Genomic DNA, 20939 nt, shown 5'->3' on the forward strand with positions numbered 1-20939 from the left:
CGAGTTTACTTGCAGAGCGGATTGTGCAAGACTAGATAGGAAGAATATGACAGCTGGTTGAAAGCTTTTTTGAAGAAAATTTATACCGGCCGTTATAATGTTCTAATATGTTGAAACTACACGGCCTTGAACCGTGTAACAGATACAAGTGAGAGAATTTATGGGACGCTTTGCCGTAATAACCCTGACGGATGCCGCTGTGGAACGGGTGCGTGAAATTCTGGCAGAACATGAGGATGCTGCGGGGATTCGCGTAGGGGTTAAAAAAGGCGGTTGCGCCGGAATGGAATATACAGTCGCACTGGTAACAGAGCCTAATGCCGCGGATGATCTGGTTGAGCGGGACGGGGCAAAGGTTTATGTCGCGCCGGAGGCGGCTTTGTTCCTGCTTGGCACACAAATGGATTTTGAAGTGACAACACTGCGAACCGGCTTTGTCTTCAATAATCCCAATCAGTCTTCGGCCTGCGGCTGTGGTGAATCGGTTGAACTGACGCCGGTTTCACAGGAGGCGCTCGATGCGGCGCATCGTGCGGCCTGATTTCAGTTATTTACGTAACAAGCTGAAAAATCACTATAATCACCCCGATAGCCGACCAAAGCCGGATTTCGGGGTTTTTATATGATTAGAACCGTATTATTGCGGATAGCTGCCGAATTGCGTTTTCTTTCTGTGCGGGCGCGTGAGGGGCTGAACTTTTTGGAATTAATTCATTTTTTGCTGCTGGCTTTTTGTTGCAGGCGTTATACTCTGTCAAAACGGAGGCGCGGAAATGAACCTGTCAGCTTATTTATTTGCGGGGCTTAACATTGCCGCGTTTCAACCTACATAATAATCTGCAAGCTGCGGCAGAAGCTGCGCTTCAGAATTTGAGAAATACCAATGAGATCAGGACGGATGTGATCGGGAATGTGGGCAGCAGATCATTTTATAAAAGCCAGGCTTTCTGCAGGGGAAGAGGGTGAAGGTGATCATCAGGGAACCGGAAATGGTACAGCTGTTATTACGCGGACAAAAACCCGCCTGAAACGGCCGAGCCTGTACCGCGTCCTGTTGCTGAATGACGATTACACCCCGATGGATTTCGTCATTCATGTACTGGAGAGATTTTTTCAGAAGAACCGTGAGGATGCGACACGCATTATGCTGCATGTTCATAATCACGGGGTCGGTGAGTGCGGTATCTATACATATGAAGTAGCAGAAACTAAAGTAACACAGGTGATGGATTTCGCCCGTCAACATCAGCATCCGCTGCAATGCGTGATGGAGAAAAAGTGAGGTACTATGCCAACATTCTCCCAAAGCCTAGAAAAAGCTCTTCATCAGGCGCTGACCATCGCCAATGAGCGTCACCATGAATATGCAACGCTTGAGCATCTTTTGCTGGCGTTGATTGATGACCGCGATGCCGGTGCGGTGATGCGCGCCTGCAATGTGGATATTGCACAGCTCAGAAAAACCGTGACCGATTATATTGACCGCGAGCTGGATAATCTGGTGACCGGTTATGATGAGGATTCCAAGCCGACGGCTGCTTTTCAGCGGGTGATCCAACGCTCGGTTATCCATGTGCAGTCATCCAACCGCGATGAGGTGACCGGCGCAAATGTGCTGGTGGCAATTTTTGCCGAGCGGGAAAGCCATGCGGCCTATTTCCTGCAGGAACAGCAGATGACGCGCTATGATGCCGTTAATTATATTTCGCATGGTATTTCCAAACGTCCCGGTGCCGGTGATGATCTGGCAACAGGCAAGGCGCATGAGGCCGATGAAACGGCGGCGCCGGAAAATGAAGAAAACAGCAAGAAAAAAATTGATGCGCTGACGGCCTATTGTGTCAATCTTAACGAAAAAGCACGTGCCGGCAAGATTGACCGGCTGATCGGACGGGACAGCGAGATTAACCGCACCATTCAGGTTCTGTGCCGCCGCTCCAAGAATAACCCGCTTTATGTGGGGGATCCGGGCGTGGGTAAAACCGCGATTGCTGAGGGGCTCGCCAAGCGCATTGTGGATGGCGATGTGCCGGAAGTGTTGCGCAATGACACGATCTTTTCGCTGGATATGGGCAGTCTGCTTGCTGGCACCCGTTATCGCGGCGATTTTGAAGAGCGGCTGAAACAAGTTGTCAAAGAGCTGGAAGAATATCCGGGCGCCGTGTTGTTCATTGATGAAATTCACACTGTAATCGGTGCAGGCGCCACATCGGGCGGCTCGATGGATGCCTCCAATTTGTTAAAGCCTGCCTTGTCTTCAGGGCAGATCCGCTGCATCGGCTCTACAACCTATAAAGAGTTCCGCCAGTTTTTTGAAAAGGACAGGGCGCTTGTGCGCCGCTTTCAAAAAATCGACGTGGCAGAACCAAGTATTCCCGATGCTATTGAGATTATGCGCGGGCTCAAACCTTATTTTGAAGACTTCCATAAAGTGAAGTTCTCCAATGATGCTCTGACCGCTGCGGTGGAGCTTTCTGCCCGCTACATTACCGACCGTAAATTGCCGGATAAGGCAATTGATGTGGTGGACGAAAGCGGAGCAGCCCAGATGCTGCTGCCGGAGGATAAGCGCAAAAAGGTAATTGGCGTTAAGGAGATTGAGGCAACCATTGCCACAATGGCGCGTATTCCGCCAAAATCAGTTTCCAAGGATGATGAGCAGGTGCTTGCCAGCCTGGAAAAGGATCTCAAACGGGTGGTCTATGGGCAGGAACTGGCGATTGAAGCACTCAGCTCTGCGATCAAGCTGGCGCGTGCGGGGCTGCGTGAGCCGGATAAGCCGATTGGCTCTTATCTGTTTTCAGGGCCGACAGGCGTGGGCAAGACAGAGGTTGCGCGACAGCTTGCCAGCACTCTGGGCGTGCAGTTGCTGCGCTTTGATATGTCGGAATATATGGAGCGCCATACTGTCTCCCGTCTGATTGGCGCACCTCCGGGTTATGTTGGTTTTGAACAGGGCGGTCTTTTGACCGATGGTGTTGACCAGCATCCGCATTGCGTGTTGCTGCTCGATGAAATTGAAAAAGCCCACCCGGATTTGTTCAATATTTTGTTGCAGGTGATGGATCATGGCCGCCTGACAGATCATAATGGCAAGCAGATTGATTTCCGCAATGTTATTCTGATTATGACAACCAATGCGGGTGCGGCAGATATGGCAAAGGCTGCGATTGGTTTTGGCTCCGCCCGCCGCGAGGGCGATGATATGGAGGCAATCAATCGTCTGTTCACGCCGGAATTCCGCAACCGTCTGGATGCGATTATTCCGTTTGGTCCGTTGCCGGTACCGGTTATTCACAAAGTGGTGCAGAAATTTATCATGCAACTGGAAGCCCAGTTGGCCGACCGCGGCGTGACTTTTGAACTGGATAAAAAATCAATCAGTTGGCTGGCCGATAAAGGCTATGATGAGCGTATGGGCGCTCGACCTCTGGCGCGTGTTATTCAGGAATATATCAAAAAGCCGCTGGCTGATGAATTGCTGTTTGGCAAGCTTAAACATGGCGGTACGGTAAAAGTCACAACCGGCGAAAAACCGGATGGAAAAACTGGTCTGGTGCTGGATGTGGTGAAGGCCAGACCGGTGAAACCGCAGAAGGAAAAAACGGAAGACGAAGCGGAAGAAACAGCAAAAACTGACAACAGGCCGGTCAAGGTTACGGCCGGAGCCGGTTCGGCGGCGGCAGAGCCAAAGCGCAAATCGGCATCCGTGCCAAAAGTGCCGCGCAATAAAGAATAAAGCGTGGTTTTAAAATTAAATTTGCAAAATAACGGCGCTCAACATAGAGCGCCGTTATTTTTTATGATGCGTCAACCTTATTTTTTGAGACTTACGGAAATGGAGCGCACCTTGTTTTTGCTGACAGTGCATTCAACCGTAACGGAATCCCATCCTGTGTCACCACTGCGTTGGCGTGCCTCACCGCTTAGTTTGACAGTGGTGGTGCCATTGGCGTTGCGGCTGGTTTTTACCGCGTCATAATCTCCCTGAGTAAAACCAAACCGGTCATATTTATAGGTTTTGTTTCTGGTCAGGTCATGTGTGGTTGCTGAACAGAGCGCAACCGCCGGTGCAGCCTTGTTATCATTGATGGCAATTTTATAATTGGCTTTGAAATCAGGGCTTTGCTTTGGCAATGTCTCAGCAGCTGCAAGGGTGGAAAGACCAAGGAGCATAAAAAATACAGCTGAACTTTTATAGGTTGTTTTTAACATGAAAAATTCCTGTTTGTTAGCTATAGGTGTTTTTAGCATCGGATTATGGGCAATTTCAGCCTGAACAATGTTGAAAAAGCGTGAAACTATTATGTTTTGTATAATATTGCGCCGGATTTTTGTGCCGGAGCGATGAAATGCGGGCAACTTATATAGCGGGGCTTGACAAGACATGCCTTCACTCCTTAAAAGCCGCCCATGATTTCGGGGCATCCTGCCGGATTCCCTGCGTCTGTTGACGTGTCCCGTGAATAATTGCGGCTTTCGCTGTAGCATTATTCTGTCAGTCTTTCTGAAAAGAAAGGCAGAGGAGGGCGCGTTTCCTTCAGCATGGCGGAGAGGCTGCCATGCGGCTAACATTTATTTTAAGGGAAATGCGATGAGTAAGCGCGAATCTTCCAAATATAAAATTGACCGCCGTCTTGGCGAAAATATCTGGGGTCGCCCTAAATCCCCGGTTAATCGCCGTGAATATGGCCCTGGTCAGCATGGTCAGCGCCGCAAGGGCAAATTGTCTGACTTTGCTATTCAGCTGCGTGCAAAGCAGAAGCTGAAAGGCTTCTATGGCGATATTTCTGAAAAGCAGTTCCGTAAAACTTACGAGGAAGCTGCACGCCGCAAGGGTGATACCGGTGAAAACCTGATCGGTCTGCTGGAAAGCCGTCTGGATGCAGTTGTTTACCGCGCAAAATTCGTGCCAACCATTTTTGCTGCCCGTCAGTTTATCAACCACGGCCATGTTAATGTGAATGGTCGTCGCGTTAATATTCAGTCTTACCGCCTCAAGGCCGGTGATGTTGTTGAAGTTCGTGAAAAGTCGAAGCAGCTGGTTATTGTTCTGGAAGCTGTTCAGCTCGCAGAGCGTGATGTGCCGGATTATATCGTGGCAGACCACAATAAGATGACCGCAACCTACAGCCGTGTTCCTTCCCTGTCTGATGTGCCATATGCCGTTCAGATGGAGCCAAATCTGGTTGTTGAATATTACTCCCGTTAATCCGGAGTATGGCGGTGTTACCGCTATAGGCAATATAGCCGCTGCGAATTATCGCGGCGGCTTTTTTGTTGTGGAAAATTCTATGCAGGCAGGCATAGTTTGCCATGCTTCTGTATGGTAGCGTAAAATATTGAAAAATGCGGAGTGCAGATCTATGGCAGGCTCAGTTAATAAAGTTATTCTTGTCGGCAATCTTGGTGCGGATCCTGAAATCCGGCGCCTGAATTCCGGCGAGCCGGTTGCAAATCTGCGTATTGCAACATCGGAAAGCTGGCGCGACCGCCAGACAGGTGAGCGCAAGGACAGAACCGAATGGCACAGTGTTGTGATTTTCAATGAAAATCTGGCCAAGATTGCCGAGCAATATCTTAAAAAAGGCGCCAAGGTTTATATTGAGGGGCAGTTGCAAACCCGTAAATGGCAGGATCAGAACGGGAATGACCGTTATACAACGGAAGTGGTGCTGCAAAAATTTCGCGGTGAGCTGCAAATGCTTGATAGCCGCGGCGAGGGTGGCAGCCGTTTTGAAGGCGGTTCATCACGCGGCAGTTTTGAAGGCGGCTCATCACGCGGCGGCGATTATGGCAGCAGCAATGATTTTGGCCGTACAAGCCCGCAACAGCAGTCCGGCGGTTTCTCCCATGATCTGGATGATGATATTCCGTTTTAAGGATTGTATGAGATTGCCGGCCTGATGGCAGATTGCTGATTTGCCGGCACTTTGTTTGCAGATTTATATAGTGAGATAAAGCCCGCATCAGTTCAGGTTGCGGGCTTTTTAACCTTTCAGGCGCTGCCAACCAGTGAGCGTACGCCATCTGCCACAAATTGCACCGCAAGCGCGGCAAGGATCACGCCGAGCAGACGGGTGAGGATGGAGCGGCCTGTTTCTCCTAAAAAGCGATCAACGCGCTCAGCCAGCAAAAACACAATATAGGAAATGAGGATACAGGCGAGCAGAATGCCAAGCAGGGCAAGGCGGGTGCTGATTGTGGGAAATGTTCCGCCAAGCAGTACCGTTGCCGAGATGGCGCCGGGGCCTGCAATCAGCGGAATGGCCAGCGGAAAAGCTGCAACATTGCGGATATGATCTTTAGTGATTGCAACCGTGGCGCTTTTTTCATGGCGCTCCTGACGGCGCTCAAAAATCATTTCAAAGGCAATCCAGAACAGAAGCAGGCCGCCCGCCACGCGAAAAGCGCCAAGCGTAATGCCGAACATCATCAGAATTTGTGCGCCGGCAATGGCAAAAAGAGCAAGGATAATAAAACCGATAATACTGGCGCGCTTGGCAACCTGCGCGCGTTCGCGCCGGTCCATGCCCGTGGTGACTGCCAAAAACAGCGGCGCAAGCCCGGGCGGATCAATAGTGACAAGTAATGTAACAAAGGCGCTGAAAAGATTGTCAAAAAAACTCATATATAATTCCGCTCCGGTTTTCCCGTTCAGATTCTTATTGTTATAAATGCCGGGCTGCTTGTGCCGAAAATTTTTTGATATGGCATAGTATGCCTGCCTTTATTGTGAATGTGCAAGACAATGCAAAGGCATATGAACTGTTTTTAAGACAGATACTGATCTTGGTGCAGATTATCGCTCTGTTTTGCTGTGCCGGCACATAGAAAAGCAAAATTACCGTTTATTCTGCTGTACAGATTTTAAAACTGGTGATTTAACACGATTTGATGTGTATGAATGGCACTTGGAAACAGTCGAAATTTCGTGATTTTGATGTTATGCGATAGAGTGCAATCTATCAAAACTAATCGATTCTTTAACGAAAGATTTTTGAATAGTGACAGACCTTACTCCGCCGCCCGGTTCTGAAGATTCTAATGGCATTGAACCGATTTCCATTGTGGAGGAGATGCAGCGGTCATATCTCGATTATGCAATGAGTGTGATCGTCAGCCGTGCGCTTCCGGATGTTCGTGACGGGCTGAAACCGGTTCACCGGCGCATTCTCTATGCTATGAATGAGATGGGCCTTGCCTGGAACCGCTCCTACCGTAAATCTGCCGGTGTTGTCGGCGAGGTGATGGGTAAATACCACCCGCATGGCGATGCTTCGATCTATGACGCATTGGTGCGCATGGCGCAGGATTTCTCCATGCGTGAGCCGCTGGTGGACGGGCAGGGCAATTTCGGTTCCATTGATGGTGACGGCGCTGCGGCGATGCGTTACACCGAATGCCGCCTGGAAAAATTATCCTCCGTGCTGCTTGAGGATATTGATAAGGACACGGTTGATTTTCAGGATAATTATGACGGCCGCGAACAGGAGCCTAAAGTGCTGCCTGCGCGCTATCCTAACCTGCTGGTCAATGGTTCCGGCGGTATTGCCGTTGGTATGGCCACCAATATCCCACCGCATAATCTGGGTGAGGTGATCAATGGCTGTATCGCACTGATTGATAATCCGGATATGACGCTGGAAGAGATGATTGAGATCATTCCGGGGCCGGATTTTCCAACCGGCGGTTTGATTCTCGGCCGTTCCGGTATTTATTCCGCTTACAGCACCGGCCGCGGCTCTGTGCTGATGCGCGGCCGCGTGGCGATTGAGCCCATGCGCAATGAGCGTGAAGCCATTGTGATTACGGAAATTCCCTATCAGGTCAATAAAGCGACCATGATTGAGAAAATGGCCGAACTGGTGCGCGATAAGCGGATTGAGGGCATTTCTGATCTGCGTGACGAATCTGACCGTGAAGGTTACCGCGTGGTGATTGAGCTCAAGCGCGATGCCAATGCCGATGTGGTGCTCAACCAGCTTTATCGTTATACGCCGCTGCAAACTTCGTTTGGTTGCAATATGGTGGCGCTCAATGGCGGCAAGCCGCAGCTCATGACGCTGATGGAAGTGCTGGGTGCCTTTGTGCATTTCCGTGAGGAGGTTGTCAGCCGCCGCACCAAATTCCTGCTGAACAAGGCGCGTGAACGTGCGCATGTTTTGGTTGGTTTGGCCATTGCGGTTGCCAATATTGATGAGGTGATCGCGCTCATCCGTCGTGCGCCGGATCCTTCAGCCGCGCGGGAAGAACTGATGACGCGCCGCTGGCCTGCGGCGGATATCGCGCCGCTGATCCGCCTGATTGATGATCCGCGCCATGTGCTGAATGATGATAATACCTATAATCTTTCTGAAGAGCAGGCACGCGCTATTCTTGAACTGCGCCTGCAACGCCTGACAGCGCTGGGGCGTGATGAAATCGCCGACGAACTGTACAGGATTGGCGAGGAAATTCGCGATTATCTGGATATTTTGGCATCGCGTGAGCGTATTCTTGGCATTGTCAAGGATGAGCTTGCGGCTGTGCGCGATGAATTTGCCACGCCGCGCCGTACTGAACTGACCCTTGGCGGCGCTGAAATGGATGATGAAGACCTCATCGCCCGTGAAGATATGGTGGTGACTGTCAGCCATGCCGGTTATATCAAGCGTGTGCCGCTCAATACCTATCGTGCACAGCGCCGCGGCGGCAAGGGGCGTTCAGGCATGGCAACCAAGGATGAGGATTTTGTTACCCGCCTGTTTGTTGCCAATACACACACGCCGGTGCTGTTTTTCTCTTCACGCGGTATTGTCTATAAGGAAAAGGTCTGGCGCCTGCCGGTCGGCACGCCGCAATCCCGCGGCAAGGCATTGATTAATATGCTGCCCTTGCAGCAGGGTGAGCGTATTACCACAATCATGCCATTGCCGGAGGATGAGGCAAGCTGGGCAGAGCTTGATGTGATGTTTGCCACAACGCGTGGCACGGTGCGCCGTAACAAGCTGTCTGATTTTGTTCAGGTAAACCGCAATGGCAAGATTGCGATGAAACTGGATGAAGAGGGCGATGAAATTCTCTCGGTTGAGACCTGTACGGAAAATGATGATGTGCTGCTTACCGCTGCCGGCGGCCAGTGTATCCGTTTCCGTGTGGATGATGTTCGCGTCTTTGCCGGCCGCAACTCCATTGGTGTGCGCGGTATCAACCTTGCTGAAGGCGATAAGGTTATTTCCATGGCCATTCTGGCGCATGTGGAAGCAACACCGGCTGAGCGCACAGCCTATCTTAAGCGCGCTGTTGCTGAACGCCGCAGCCTTGGTTCCGATGATGTTGAGGATATTACCGTTGTCGGCGAGGAAATTGCGGAAGATGCCGAGCTTAATGATGAACGCTATGAGGAGCTGAAAGCACGTGAGCAGACTGTGCTGACAGTCAGTGAATTTGGCTATGGCAAACGTTCCTCATCGTATGAATTCCGCATTTCCGGCCGTGGCGGCAAGGGTATTCGTGCAACCGATACTTCCAAAACCGATGAGATCGGCAAACTTGTTGCCTTGTTCCCTGTTGAGGCGAATGACCAGATCTTGCTGGTATCTGATGGCGGCCAGCTGATCCGCGTGCCGGTTGACGGCATAAGGATTGCCGGCCGCTCTACTAAGGGTGTAACAATCTTTAATACTGCTGATGGTGAAAAGGTTGTTTCAGTCGAGCGTATTTCGGAAGCTGATGACGAGGAAGACGGTCAGGAGGATGCACCGGTTGCAGAAACTGCGGATGCTTCCCCTGATTTGCCGGAAGAAGGCGCAACAGAATAATCGCTGTTTAATGATTCACTAAGGTCATATCCCCCGCGGCTATCCGGTTGCGGGGGATATTTATTTGGGCAACAGGCGCAATATTGAGCGCGGCATAAATGCGCCACAGAAGATTGATAAAGTGCAGTTTTGATAAAGAACAGGCTGTGATAAAGAAAAAGGCGATGTCTTCTCACATCGCCTTTTAACAAGAGCCTGGACTGGAGGTTCCGGCTATATATATCCTCTTCATTAAAGAGGGATTTTGTATCTAATCGGGCCTGATTGGGGCAAAATCAGGAATTTATTTTACGCAGGCCATATTCAGGCATGCGTAATATGTTTTGTGCGGGGGCGGCTGGCAATGCGCCGCACCGTGCGCAGGTCAAAAGCGGATTGCTGATCATTCAGCCGCCTGGAGGCGCTTTCTTCGATCATCAGGATAATGGTTGCAAACATCATCGCAATGATCATTGAGACTGCGAGAAGAAATAGCATCATCATTTTATCCTTTCGCTTATAATACGCACAAGCGGGACAAAAGTTGCATAAAACAATAAAAGCCGCCGCGTTCAGACACTCCGCATAAATTTGATTTTCAGCCAATATAAAAGCTGTGGGGTGAATTGTTACTGAGTGTCCTATTCATGTTACGTTCATCTTTGCATGGCGTAAATTTATGCTTTTGATGTAAGTCCAAGGCATAAATTGCGTTTAATTGGCCTTGAACAGACTTGTTTATAGAGAATGAAAATGCTCAGGTGATTGAAATCCGTTGCTATAAAGATTAATTCAAAGCCTATGAAAACAGCTCTCTATGCAGGATCATTTGATCCGGCCACCAATGGCCATCTGGATGTTTTGCGCGGCGCGTTGCAACTGGCGGACCGGGTTATTGTTGCTATTGGCATACATCCTGGCAAAAACCCGCTTTTCAGCTTTGAAGAGCGCGTGGCGCTGTTGCGGGAGGCGGGGGCAGAGGCGTTTGGCAAGGATAACAGCCGTATTGATTATACCAGCTTCAGCGGATTGGTGGTGGAGACAGCCAGTGCATATAAAGCAGGCATTATGGTGCGCGGGCTGCGTGATGCCACAGATTTTGACTATGAAATGCATATGGCCGGTATGAATGCCGGGCTTGCACCGGCAATTCAGACCGTGTTTTTGCCGGCATCCCCGCCGGTGCGTTTTATTACTGCCACACTGGTGCGCCAGATTGCGGCAATGGGCGGCGATGTCAGTGCATTCGTGCCGCCTGCCGTTGCAAAAGCACTTGCAGCTAAGTTCAAAAAATAAATCTCACCTTCAAACAGGAAATATCATGTCCCTTTTGCGTAAATTTCTGGCTATCGCTGCCTTTGTCGCATTTTCCGCAACGGCCGCATTGCAGCCGCTCAATGCACAGGCCGCTGATCCTGAAAATACTGTGGTTCTGACCTTGAAAGACGGCGATGTTGTAATTGAGCTGCGCCCTGATCTGGCACCCAAACATGCCGAGCAGATCAAAAAACTGGTGCGTGACGGCGCTTATGACGGCGTTGTGTTCCACCGTGTGATTGATGGTTTCATGGCGCAGACCGGCGATGTGCAGTTTGGCAATGCCAATAAGGATTATAATCCGGGTCGTGTTGGCACCGGCGGTTCTTCCTATGGCAATCTTCCTGCAGAATTTTCCAAAGAGCCATTTGTGCGCGGCACAGTTGGCATGGCGCGCAGCTCGGCTCCGGATTCTGCCAATTCGCAGTTTTTTATCATGTTTGATGACGGTTCATTCCTCAACGGCCAGTATACAGTTATCGGTAAGGTAACAAGCGGCATGGAAATCGTCGATAAAATCAAAAAAGGCAGCAAATCTGCCAATGGTGCGGTTGATAATCCTGACCGTATTGTTAAAGCCGTCATATTGGCAGACCGCAAATAATTTATTTTCAAAAAGCTGCCTCATAGCAGCCTGAAACCCTACAGGAGAAGCCCGATGGCTTATAAAGACCCGGAAAACACATTGGTATTGGAAACCACCAAGGGGGCAGTTGTAATCGAACTCTATCCGGATCTGGCACCGGCGCATGTTGCCCGCATCAAGGAACTGGCACGTGAAGGCGCATATGATGGTGTTGTGTTTCACCGTGTGATTGATGGCTTCATGGCGCAGACCGGCGATGTGAAATTCGGCAAGCAGGGCGGTGCAAGCTTCAATCCTTCACGCGCTGGCATGGGCGGTTCTGACAAGCCTGACCTGAAGGCAGAATTCTCCAATACCAAACATGCCCGCGGCACTTGCTCTATGGCGCGCAGTCAGAATCCGAACTCTGCCAATTCACAGTTTTTCATCTGCTTTGCTGATGCCCCCTGGCTGGATCGCCAATATTCCGTATGGGGGCAGGTGATTGAAGGCATGGAAAATGTTGACAAGATCAAGCGCGGCGAGCCGGTAACCGATCCGGATTCAATCACGTCCGCCAAGATTGCCGCAGATCTTTAATTTATCATTTTGTTGCTTTAAAGGGCGTGTCAGGGCTAATAGCCGCAACACGCCCTTTATTTTTTGCCGGCTGTTCTGTAATGCAGGGCAATGTCAGGTTCTGAATATTTAAACTCCCTGAAATTTGAGGCTTTGGATGCGCGTTGATCTGTTTGATTTTGATCTGCCGGAAGAGCGTATTGCGCTGCGCCCTGTAACACCGCGTGATCATGCAAAATTGCTGCGCATTGTGCCGGATCAGCCCTTGCAGGATCTGCATGTGGGCGATTTGCCGGATTTGCTGCGTGAAGGCGATGCACTGGTCTTCAACGATACCAAGGTTATTCCCGCACAGCTGGAAGGCATGCGCGAGCGTGATGGCTCTGTTGCCTCGGTAAGCGCAACCCTGCATATGCGCACCGGCGCTGACCGCTGGAAAGCATTTTTGCGTCCGGCAAAGCGGGTAAAACAGGGGGAGCGTATTCGTTTTGGCCATTCCGGCTCCAGTTGTTTTCTTGGCACGCTGGATGCAACGGTTGCAGAGAAAAATGACAGTGGTGAAGTGCTGCTGGTGTTTGATGTGTCGGGCGCATTGCTGGATGAGGCTATTGCTGCTGTTGGCCATATTCCATTGCCGCCTTATATTGCATCCAAACGCGCGGAAGATGCGCAGGACAGGCAGGATTATCAAACGGTTTATGCCCGTGAAGAGGGGGCGGTGGCAGCACCAACTGCCGGCCTGCATTTTACGCCGCAGCTTCTGGATCGCATCCGCGCTAAAGGCGTGGAAGAGCATTTTGTAACATTGCATGTGGGGGCAGGCACATTTTTGCCGGTTAAGGTTGACGATACGGATGACCATAAAATGCATGCGGAAATCGGCTATGTCTCTGCGCAAACCGCAGCAGCACTCAACCATGTGCATGAGCGGGGCGGGCGGATTATCTCCATTGGCACCACATCTTTGCGTTTGATAGAAAGCGCGACCGGTGAAGATGGCATTATCCGGCCATGGTCAGGCGCGACAGATATTTTCATCACGCCTGGTTATAAATTCCGTGCGATTGATATGCTGATGACCAATTTCCATCTGCCGCGCTCGACATTGTTCATGCTGGTTTCAGCTTTCAGCGGTTTTGAGACAATGCAGGCGGCCTATGCCCATGCTATTGATGCCGGATACCGGTTTTATTCCTATGGTGATGCCAGCCTGTTAACGCGCCGTGATTAAAGAGTTTGTTTGATATGAGCAGTGAAAATTTTGAATTCAGGGTGCTGACAACAGACGGCAAGGCACGCCGCGGTGAAATTACCATGCCGCGCGGCACAATCCGCACACCGGCCTTTATGCCGGTTGGCACCGCCGGCACGGTCAAGGCTATGTATATGAGTCAGGTCAAAGAGCTTGGCGCAGATATTATTCTTGGCAATACCTATCACCTGATGCTGCGTCCGGGCGCCGAGCGCGTGGCACGCCTTGGCGGCTTGCATCAGTTTGGCGGCTGGCAAGGGCCTATTCTCACCGATTCCGGCGGGTTTCAGGTGATGTCACTGGCGCAATTGCGCAAGCTGACCGAGCAGGGGGTAACTTTCCGCTCTCATATTGACGGCAGGCCCTATGAAATGTCGCCGGAGCGTTCCATTGAAATTCAGGGGCTGCTTGACAGTGATATTCAGATGCAGCTGGATGAATGTACCGCGCTGCCGGCTTCTTTTAATGTGATGCAAAAGGCAATGGAGCTCTCACTGCGCTGGGCAGAGCGTTGCAAGGTGGCTTTTGGCAATCAGCCGGGCAAGGCAATGTTTGGTATTGTGCAGGGCGGCGACAATGCGCAATTGCGCGAACAGTCTGCGCTGGCTTTAAAAGCGATGGATCTTAAAGGCTATGCTGTTGGCGGTCTGGCGGTTGGCGAGCCGCAGGAAGTGATGCTGGATATTCTGGATATCACCTGTCCGTTGCTGCCTCATAACAAGCCGCGTTATCTTATGGGGGTTGGCACGCCGGATGATATGCTGAAATCCGTTGCCCGCGGTATTGATATGTTTGACTGTGTGATGCCAACCCGCGCCGGCCGCCATGGTCTGGCCTTCACCCGCCGCGGCAAGGTGAATTTGCGCAATGCACGCCATGCGGAGGATCATCGCCCGCTGGATGAAATGTCAAGCTGTCCGGCCGCGCGGGATTATAGCCGCGCTTATCTGCATCATTTGGTAAAATCCAATGAGGCGCTGGGCGGCATGCTGCTGACATGGAATAATCTGCATTATTACCAATATCTTATGCAGGGTATCCGCGATGCCATTGAGGCTGGCCGTTTCAATGATTTTTTTGAAGAGACAGTGGCGGAATGGGCCAGAGGAGATATATCTCCGCTATAACGGATATTGCGGATATATCCGCTCTGTCATTGGTAAATAAGGACAGGCTGCCCAAGTATAAGATGCCCGGGGATGAACTGCCATTGTAATAAATGCTGAAAAGCCCGCTCATTGAGCGGGCTTTCTTGTATGATTACTATCTGCAATCAGTCAATATCGAAGGATACGCCCTGTGCAAGCGGCAGTGCCTTGGAATAATTGATGGTGTTGGTTGCACGGCGCATATAGGCCTTCCATGCATCCGAGCCGGATTCACGGCCGCCGCCGGTTTCTTTCTCACCGCCAAATGCGCCGCCGATTTCAGCACCCGATGTGCCGATATTGACATTGGCAATACCGCAATCTGAGCCGGATGCAGAGAGGAAACGCTCAGCTTCCTGCAGGTTGAGTGTGAAGATCGATGATGACAGGCCGGCGCCAACCGCATTATGCAGTTCAAGAACCTTGTCGAAATCGCTATATTTCATCACATAGAGGATAGGCGCAAAAGTCTCTTCCAGAACCGGGCCTGTCTGTTCCGGCATTTCAACAATGGCCGGCTGTACATAATAGGCTGTATCCGGCCCTGCGGAAACACGGTCACCGCCAATAACCTTGCCGCCATGGGCTTTGGCTTCAGCAAGGGCTTTCTGCATACCGTCGAAAGAAGCCTTGTCGATCAGCGGGCCGATCAGTGCAGGGGTTTCCAGCGGATTGCCGATGGAAACGCTCTGATAGGCTTTGATCAGGCGTGGTACCAGCGTATCATATACGCTTTCATGGACAAACAGGCGGCGCAGGGTGGTGCAACGCTGGCCGGCAGTGCCCATGGCACCGAAGGCAATGGCGCGCAGAGCCATATCAAGATCAGCTGACGGGCAGACGATACCGGCATTATTGCCGCCAAGTTCGAGAATGGCGCGGGCAAAACGCTTGGCAAGACGCGGGCCGACATCACGCCCCATACGGGTGGAGCCGGTGGCTGAAACCAGCGGAACCTTAGGATGATCAACCAGAACTTCACCGATTGTGCGGTCGCCGATGAGCACGCAGGACAAACCTTTAGGGGCATCCGCGCCAAAACGGGCCGCGGCACGTTTGAAGATTGCCTCACAGGCGAGGGCTGTGAGCGGTGTTTTTTCTGATGGTTTCCACACAACCGCATCACCGGCAACCAGCGCCAGGGCTGCGTTCCACGACCATACGGCTACAGGGAAGTTGAAAGCGGAGATAACGCCAACAACGCCGAGCGGGTGCCAGGTTTCCATCATGCGGTGGCCGGCGCGTTCTGTTGCAATGGTCAGGCCGTAAAGCTGGCGGGACAGGCCGACCGCGAAATCGCAGATATCAATCATTTCCTGCACTTCGCCAAGGCCTTCAGAGATGATTTTACCTGCTTCGATGGAGACGAGACGGCCGAGGTCAGCCTTGGCCGCACGCAGCTCCTCGCCAAGCAGGCGGATCAGCTCGCCGCGGCGCGGAGCCGGCACTTCGCGCCATTGGCGGTAGGCAGCATCGGCTTCTTCAATCATGCGGGCAGCATCGGCAGCCGAATGAGTTTTGAGAGCGCCGATCTGTTCGCCGGTAACCGGGCTGAATGAGGCAAGATCGCCGCCTGTATAAGCGGCACTGTCAACGCCAAGCTTGGCCAGCAGATCGGCAGCTTCCTGTTTGACGTTCACTTTTTTGTTTTCGGTGCTCATAAATCGCATTCCCTATCTGTTTATCGTTCAGAGCATCGTGGTGAATTCCACCTCCTGTAGCGGGGCAGAATGATGCTCTATCTGGTGCCTGTCCCTGCAATGGCCGCTATGGCCTTTGGCTGCAAAGAAGGCGTTGTCTTGATACGGTTCGGGTTGCGGCCATAATTTAAAAAAACAAACGGCCGCAAGCCTGACCGGTATAAACAGTTTGGCGGCAAGCTGCGGTGAAAGGCAGCTTGCCGCTATATTTATTATTCTAGTTATTCTGCCGCAGCGGTAAAGGCGAGTGCCTTGAGAGCTGCTTCAACAGATTCGCGCTCAATGCGGGCATAATGCTCAAACTCATTGAGAACCTGTGCACCAAGATCAGCTTCAAATCGTTTCTGGTTCGGGCTTTCGGTGAATTCCTGTGTTTCGTCATCGCCCAGATTGGACTGGAAGATACCGGCCGCACTGACCGGCAGGAAATCTTCATAGATAATAGGATCAAACTGGATTGCGCCTTCGGCAATCAGCTTGTCGAGATTGGCGGCAGAAAGCTCGCTTTTGGCTTTGGAGCGGTCTGCTACACTATAGGCGAAATAGCCAAGACCTTGTTTGCGGATTTCTGCCCATGTGTCCGGAAACTCTGCAAAAACTTCGCTCAAAATACGCATATATTCGGCAGCATTTGAGCCATCCGGCGCCGGACGCACGCGCTCACGTGTTTTATTGAGCAGCTTATCATAAAGGCCGCGGCCTTTTGGTGTCAGCGCAATGCCGCGTTGTTCAATTTCGCCAAAACGGGCAGTGTGGGTGCCGGCTTTCCACGTGCCGGATGCATCAATGAAAGACACGGCTTCTTCCAGCGCCTTGAACGAGGTCTGACGCAGCAAAATGGCACATTTGCGGGTTGGCGGGCCTTCCACCACTGCTTTGGGCGAAATATTGCGTTCAGGCATTTGCACCTGCACGGCATCAATATCGAGGGTGCGCGGTGTGAGATGGTTGATATGCGGCCCCTTGAAGGACACAACATCAGCAATCAGGCGATGGGCATCATGCAGGCGCTGGTAAAGCTCTGCACTGACATTGGCCTTGTCATGCCAGCGGAAAGTTTCCAGAACTTCCGCAACAAACTGGTCAGCCTGTTCCTGAGTTAAGCCCCCTTGTTTTTCAGCGGTCTCAATCAGCTCAACCGCGCCGGCTGTGAAGATATTACGCTTGGCAAGGGTTTCTTCAGCCTCTTTGCGCAGGGCTTCATCGGCAATGAGATCAAGGCGCAACAGCGAGGTGAAAACGCGGAACGGATTGATTTTCAGCGAGGCATCCGCAACCGGACGGAAAGCGGTGGAATGCACAGGAACACCCGCGGCTGAAAGATCATAATAGCCGACAGGGAACATGCCCATAACCGCAAAGGCACGGCGCATCATGGAAAGTTCCGCAGCAGTGCCAAGACGAATTGCCCCGTGGCGCTCTTCAGAAATACGATCCAGAGAATCAGTTTCCTGCAGGCGTTCCAGCAATTGCGGCTGGGCTTTGAGGGTGGCAGCATTGACGTCTGCCACCAGTTCCATCAAAGTGCCGTAGGCGGGCACTTCTGTGCGGTACATGGCAGACATGGAAGCCGAAAACGCGGCGCGGATGCTGTCGGCTGATACGAAATTCATTGGGTTGCCTCCTTGGGGGCTTTCCGTGAGAGCGCGCTGCCATGCGGCGGCAGGCTCTGTTTTGTGCCAGTTTTTGCTCTTGTCGCGCTGCCATAAAACAGAATGTGTTTTACGCCTTGCATTGCGGCAAGCTTCAGGATGCGTTTTGCGCAGGCCTTCAGGGCGCACAAAACCATTCCGATGGTTTAAAATGATGCATAATTTCTTTTTAAATCGATTTCGATCGCCGGAAATTTGCATCAGATATTGATATCATGACTAAAATTGATCATATCAGCTCTGGTTACCGCATGATTGCGACGAAACAGACTATGTTTATGCGAGGCAGGAATGAAGCTTAGTCGCCGGCTGATACCGGATATCGCCATTTTGCAGGCTTTTGAATGCGCTGCACGTCACGGAAGTTTTACACAGGCAGCCCATGAGCTGAACCTGACGCAAAGCGCGGTCAGCCGCCAGATCAAGGATCTGGAGAGCCAGCTTGGTGTTTTGCTGTTTGAGCGGATTCGTCAGCGTATCCTGCTTTCTGATGCGGGACGCAAATTTTTGCCGGAGGTGCGCCGTCTTCTTAATCAGACGGAAGATACGATGTTGCGCGCCATGGCCTCGGCGCAATCGTCATCTGCTTTCAGCATTGCCACTTTGCCAACATTCGGCGCGCGCTGGCTGATGCCGCGTATTCCCAATTTTATTGAAGAAAATCCGGGCGTGGCTTTCAATGTCGGCTCCCGCACCGGCGTGTTTGATTTTGAGGAATATCCGTTTGATATGGCTATTCATTACGGCCAGCCGATATGGGCGCATGCGACCTGTAATTATCTGTGCAGTGAAATGGTGGTGCCGGTAGCAAGCAATGCGCTGATTGAAAGCCACCGCATCGTCGAGCCGGAAGATTTGCAAAAAGAGCCCTTGCTGCATCTGACCACACGCCCGAAAATGTGGACGCAATGGTTTGAACTTTGCGAGGTGGATGCGCGCAGTACTTATAGCGGTCATCGTTTTGATCAGTTTTCCATGGTAATTGAAGCGGCGGCTGCGGGGCTTGGCGTGGGGCTTCTTCCGGTTTATCTGATTGAACAGGAATTGCAGGACGGAAGACTGCGTATTTTATTTGACAAGCCGATGCGGACAGAAAATGATTATTATCTGGTTGTGCCTGAAGGCAAACATGAAAACCCGCTGATTCAGACATTTTCCAGCTGGATACGCGGGCAGGTCGGTCAGCATGATTATATGGCGCTGGTGCATCTGAACGCGGAATAACCTTGTAAGTCAGGGGCTAAAAATAAGGTGCGTATAACAGATCATTCCGGAAATGAATGATCTGTTGCGCAGAAATTGCTACATTTACCAAGGCTTTAAAGTATATGGCTTGGGATACGAGTCATAAGAAAAATACTGTTAAACTGACTGACAACATAGCGGATTTATTTTCCGTGTTGTGCTTCAAATTTCAAACACGCAGAGTGTTGTGTGTGTATCCGCATTATATATACGGCGCTCTTTATCTGTTTGGTCCGTTGATCTTTTATTTCGGCACGATTGCGTGATGTGCATTTTTCAGCGCGGTATAATCATATGCCGCAATGTGAAAAATGGTATGATTGTTGCAAGGCGTTTGGTGTCAACTTGCCCGATATAAATGACAGCGTCGTTTTTGAGAAATGAACTGACATGTTGAATAATCCCCGTTCACACGGTCTTTGGGAAAAATCTGCTCCGGCCGCGCCTGTTACCTTAGCTCTTAAAGGTGAAATAAGCGTGGATGTGGTTGTTGTCGGCGGCGGCTTTACCGGTCTTTCAACGGCATTGAATTTGAGTGAGCGCGGCACAAAAGTGGCTGTGCTTGAAGGTATTGAAATCGGTTTTGGCGGTTCCGGCCGCAATGTCGGTCTGGTTAATGCCGGCATGTGGGTGATGCCGGATGATCTGCCTGGTGTGCTTGGCCAAAAATATGGCGACCGTTTGCTGGAAGCACTCGGCAACGGCCCGAAAATGGTTTTTGAACGCATTGAAAAACACGGCATTGAATGTGAGGCAACACGCACGGGTACATTGCATTGTGCTGTTGGCCAAAAGGGCTTGCGTGAATTGCAGGATCGTGCGGAGCAGTGGCAGCGCCGCGGTGCGCCGGTGACATTGTTGAGCGCAGAAGAAACTGCCAAAAAAGTTGGCACCAAAGCTTATACAGGCTCACTTCTGGATATGCGTGCGGGCACAATTCAGCCATTGGCCTATGTGCGCGGCCTTGCCCATGCGGCTATTGCCGCCGGTGCGCAGATTTTTACCCGCTCACCTGTAATCGCAACAGAGCGGCAGGGCAATGACTGGGTGGTAAAAACAGTACAAGGCGCAGTGCGGGCGCAATGGATTGTTGTGGCAACCAATGCCTATACACAAGCGCCATGGCCGCAGATCCGGGCAGAAATTATGCATTTGCCTTATTTTAATCTGGCCACCAAACCACTGACCAAAGAACAACAGGCACAGATTTTGCCGGAACGTCAGGGAGCCTGGGATACCAGGCAGGTTTTGTCGTCTTATCGTTATGATAAATCCGGCCGTTTGGTATTTGGCAGTGTGGGCGCATTGCGCAATACCGGCACCGGCATTCACACTGCGTGGGCCAAGCGCGAGATGAAGCGTTTGTTCCCGCAGCTCGGAGCAGTTGAATTTGATTATGAGTGGTATGGCCTGATTGGTATGACCAATGACAGCCTGCCGAAATTCCACCGTTTTGACAAAAATGTGATCGGTTTCAGCGGTTATAACGGCCGCGGTATTGCCACCGGCACGGTTTTTGGCAATGTGCTGGCGCGTCATATTTGTGGTGAGATCAGCGAGGCTGATTTACCTCTGCCGGTCACTGATCCGGAAAGGCAATCTTTCCTTGGTATCCGCGAGGCTTATTATGAAGCCGGTGCACAGATTGCGCATTTTGCCGGCGCGAGATTTTGAGCGCCATTTGCTAAATGATGCGCGA

Annotated in this window: 18 protein-coding genes; 13 read left to right on the top strand and 5 right to left on the bottom strand. The window is 51.3% G+C overall.

Annotated elements, in window-relative coordinates; genetic code table 11:
• Positions 1-160 precede the first annotated feature (160 nt).
• The 3 genes from sufA (at position 161) to clpA (ending at position 3739) form a co-directional block, all read left to right on the top strand.
• Entirely contained in the window at positions 161-541 is a 381-nt protein-coding gene (gene sufA / locus ACSTTO_RS08540) for a Fe-S cluster assembly scaffold SufA (protein ID WP_439272726.1), read from the top strand.
• Positions 542-910: 369 nt separating this feature from the next.
• Positions 911-1282, top strand: a complete 372-nt coding sequence (clpS, locus tag ACSTTO_RS08545; RefSeq protein WP_439272727.1) for an ATP-dependent Clp protease adapter ClpS — start codon at positions 911-913, stop codon at positions 1280-1282.
• 6 nt (positions 1283-1288) lie between these two features.
• Complete coding sequence (gene clpA / locus ACSTTO_RS08550) at positions 1289-3739, top strand: ATP-dependent Clp protease ATP-binding subunit ClpA (protein ID WP_439272728.1); 2451 nt, start codon at positions 1289-1291, stop codon at positions 3737-3739.
• 77 nt (positions 3740-3816) lie between these two features.
• Here clpA and ACSTTO_RS08555 read toward each other — a convergent pair whose 3' ends face one another.
• Positions 3817-4215 (bottom strand): BspC domain-containing protein, encoded by a 399-nt coding sequence (locus tag ACSTTO_RS08555; protein WP_439272729.1) that lies wholly within the window; start codon positions 4213-4215, stop codon positions 3817-3819.
• A 379-nt stretch (positions 4216-4594) separates the two neighbouring features.
• On the opposite strand from ACSTTO_RS08555, the gene rpsD reads away from it, so the two are divergent.
• Both rpsD and ACSTTO_RS08565 read left to right on the top strand, forming a co-directional pair.
• The gene (rpsD, locus tag ACSTTO_RS08560; protein ID WP_439272730.1) at positions 4595-5212 is read left to right on the top strand and encodes a 30S ribosomal protein S4; all 618 of its coding nucleotides are present in this window, start codon (positions 4595-4597) and stop codon (positions 5210-5212) included.
• Positions 5213-5366: 154 nt separating this feature from the next.
• Positions 5367-5882 carry a single-stranded DNA-binding protein gene (locus tag ACSTTO_RS08565; RefSeq protein ID WP_439272731.1) on the top strand — a complete coding sequence of 172 codons (516 nt, stop codon included), beginning with the start codon at positions 5367-5369 and terminating at the stop codon, positions 5880-5882.
• 116 nt (positions 5883-5998) lie between these two features.
• Here the strand turns inward: ACSTTO_RS08565 and ACSTTO_RS08570 are convergent, their stop codons facing one another.
• Positions 5999-6631, bottom strand: coding sequence for a MarC family protein (locus ACSTTO_RS08570; protein ID WP_439272732.1), 633 nt, complete (start codon positions 6629-6631; stop codon positions 5999-6001).
• 448 nt (positions 6632-7079) lie between these two features.
• On the opposite strand from ACSTTO_RS08570, the gene gyrA reads away from it, so the two are divergent.
• Positions 7080-9803: a DNA gyrase subunit A gene (gene gyrA / locus ACSTTO_RS08575; RefSeq protein WP_439272860.1), complete on the top strand. Its 2724-nt coding sequence runs from the start codon at positions 7080-7082 to the stop codon at positions 9801-9803.
• A gap of 303 nt (positions 9804-10106) precedes the next feature.
• On the opposite strand, the gene ACSTTO_RS08580 is transcribed toward gyrA, so the two are convergent.
• Positions 10107-10286: a hypothetical protein gene (locus tag ACSTTO_RS08580; RefSeq protein ID WP_439272733.1), complete on the bottom strand. Its 180-nt coding sequence runs from the start codon at positions 10284-10286 to the stop codon at positions 10107-10109.
• A gap of 297 nt (positions 10287-10583) precedes the next feature.
• Between ACSTTO_RS08580 and coaD the strand changes: the two genes are divergently transcribed.
• The 5 genes from coaD to tgt all read left to right on the top strand — a co-directional run bounded on the left by coaD (position 10584) and on the right by tgt (position 14622).
• Positions 10584-11078 carry a pantetheine-phosphate adenylyltransferase gene (gene coaD / locus ACSTTO_RS08585; protein ID WP_439272734.1) on the top strand — a complete coding sequence of 165 codons (495 nt, stop codon included), beginning with the start codon at positions 10584-10586 and terminating at the stop codon, positions 11076-11078.
• A 25-nt stretch (positions 11079-11103) separates the two neighbouring features.
• A complete protein-coding gene (locus ACSTTO_RS08590) occupies positions 11104-11703 on the top strand; it encodes a peptidylprolyl isomerase (protein WP_439272735.1) in 600 nt (199 codons plus the stop codon).
• Positions 11704-11757: 54 nt separating this feature from the next.
• The gene (locus ACSTTO_RS08595; RefSeq protein WP_439272736.1) at positions 11758-12264 is read left to right on the top strand and encodes a peptidylprolyl isomerase; all 507 of its coding nucleotides are present in this window, start codon (positions 11758-11760) and stop codon (positions 12262-12264) included.
• 136 nt (positions 12265-12400) lie between these two features.
• Positions 12401-13474 (top strand): tRNA preQ1(34) S-adenosylmethionine ribosyltransferase-isomerase QueA, encoded by a 1074-nt coding sequence (gene queA, locus ACSTTO_RS08600; RefSeq protein WP_439272737.1) that lies wholly within the window; start codon positions 12401-12403, stop codon positions 13472-13474.
• 14 nt (positions 13475-13488) lie between these two features.
• Entirely contained in the window at positions 13489-14622 is a 1134-nt protein-coding gene (tgt, locus tag ACSTTO_RS08605; protein WP_439272738.1) for a tRNA guanosine(34) transglycosylase Tgt, read from the top strand.
• A 146-nt stretch (positions 14623-14768) separates the two neighbouring features.
• Here tgt and amaB read toward each other — a convergent pair whose 3' ends face one another.
• Together amaB and hglS are read right to left on the bottom strand one after the other, a co-directional pair.
• A complete protein-coding gene (amaB, locus tag ACSTTO_RS08610) occupies positions 14769-16304 on the bottom strand; it encodes an L-piperidine-6-carboxylate dehydrogenase (protein WP_439272740.1) in 1536 nt (511 codons plus the stop codon).
• Between the two features lie 260 nt (positions 16305-16564).
• On the bottom strand, positions 16565-17956 hold the full coding sequence (gene hglS, locus ACSTTO_RS08615) for a 2-oxoadipate dioxygenase/decarboxylase HglS (RefSeq protein WP_439272741.1): 1392 nt from the start codon (positions 17954-17956) through the stop codon (positions 16565-16567).
• Between the two features lie 330 nt (positions 17957-18286).
• Here hglS and ACSTTO_RS08620 point away from each other — a divergent pair, with 330 nt between their 5' ends.
• On the top strand, positions 18287-19219 hold the full coding sequence (locus ACSTTO_RS08620) for a LysR family transcriptional regulator (RefSeq protein WP_439272742.1): 933 nt from the start codon (positions 18287-18289) through the stop codon (positions 19217-19219).
• Positions 19220-19630: 411 nt separating this feature from the next.
• Entirely contained in the window at positions 19631-20914 is a 1284-nt protein-coding gene (locus ACSTTO_RS08625) for an NAD(P)/FAD-dependent oxidoreductase (protein ID WP_439272743.1), read from the top strand.
• The last annotated feature ends 25 nt before the right edge of the window (positions 20915-20939 follow it).

Origin of the sequence: Pseudochrobactrum albidum, assembly GCF_051851455.1 — a bacterium.
Lineage (GTDB): Bacteria > Pseudomonadota > Alphaproteobacteria > Rhizobiales > Rhizobiaceae > Pseudochrobactrum.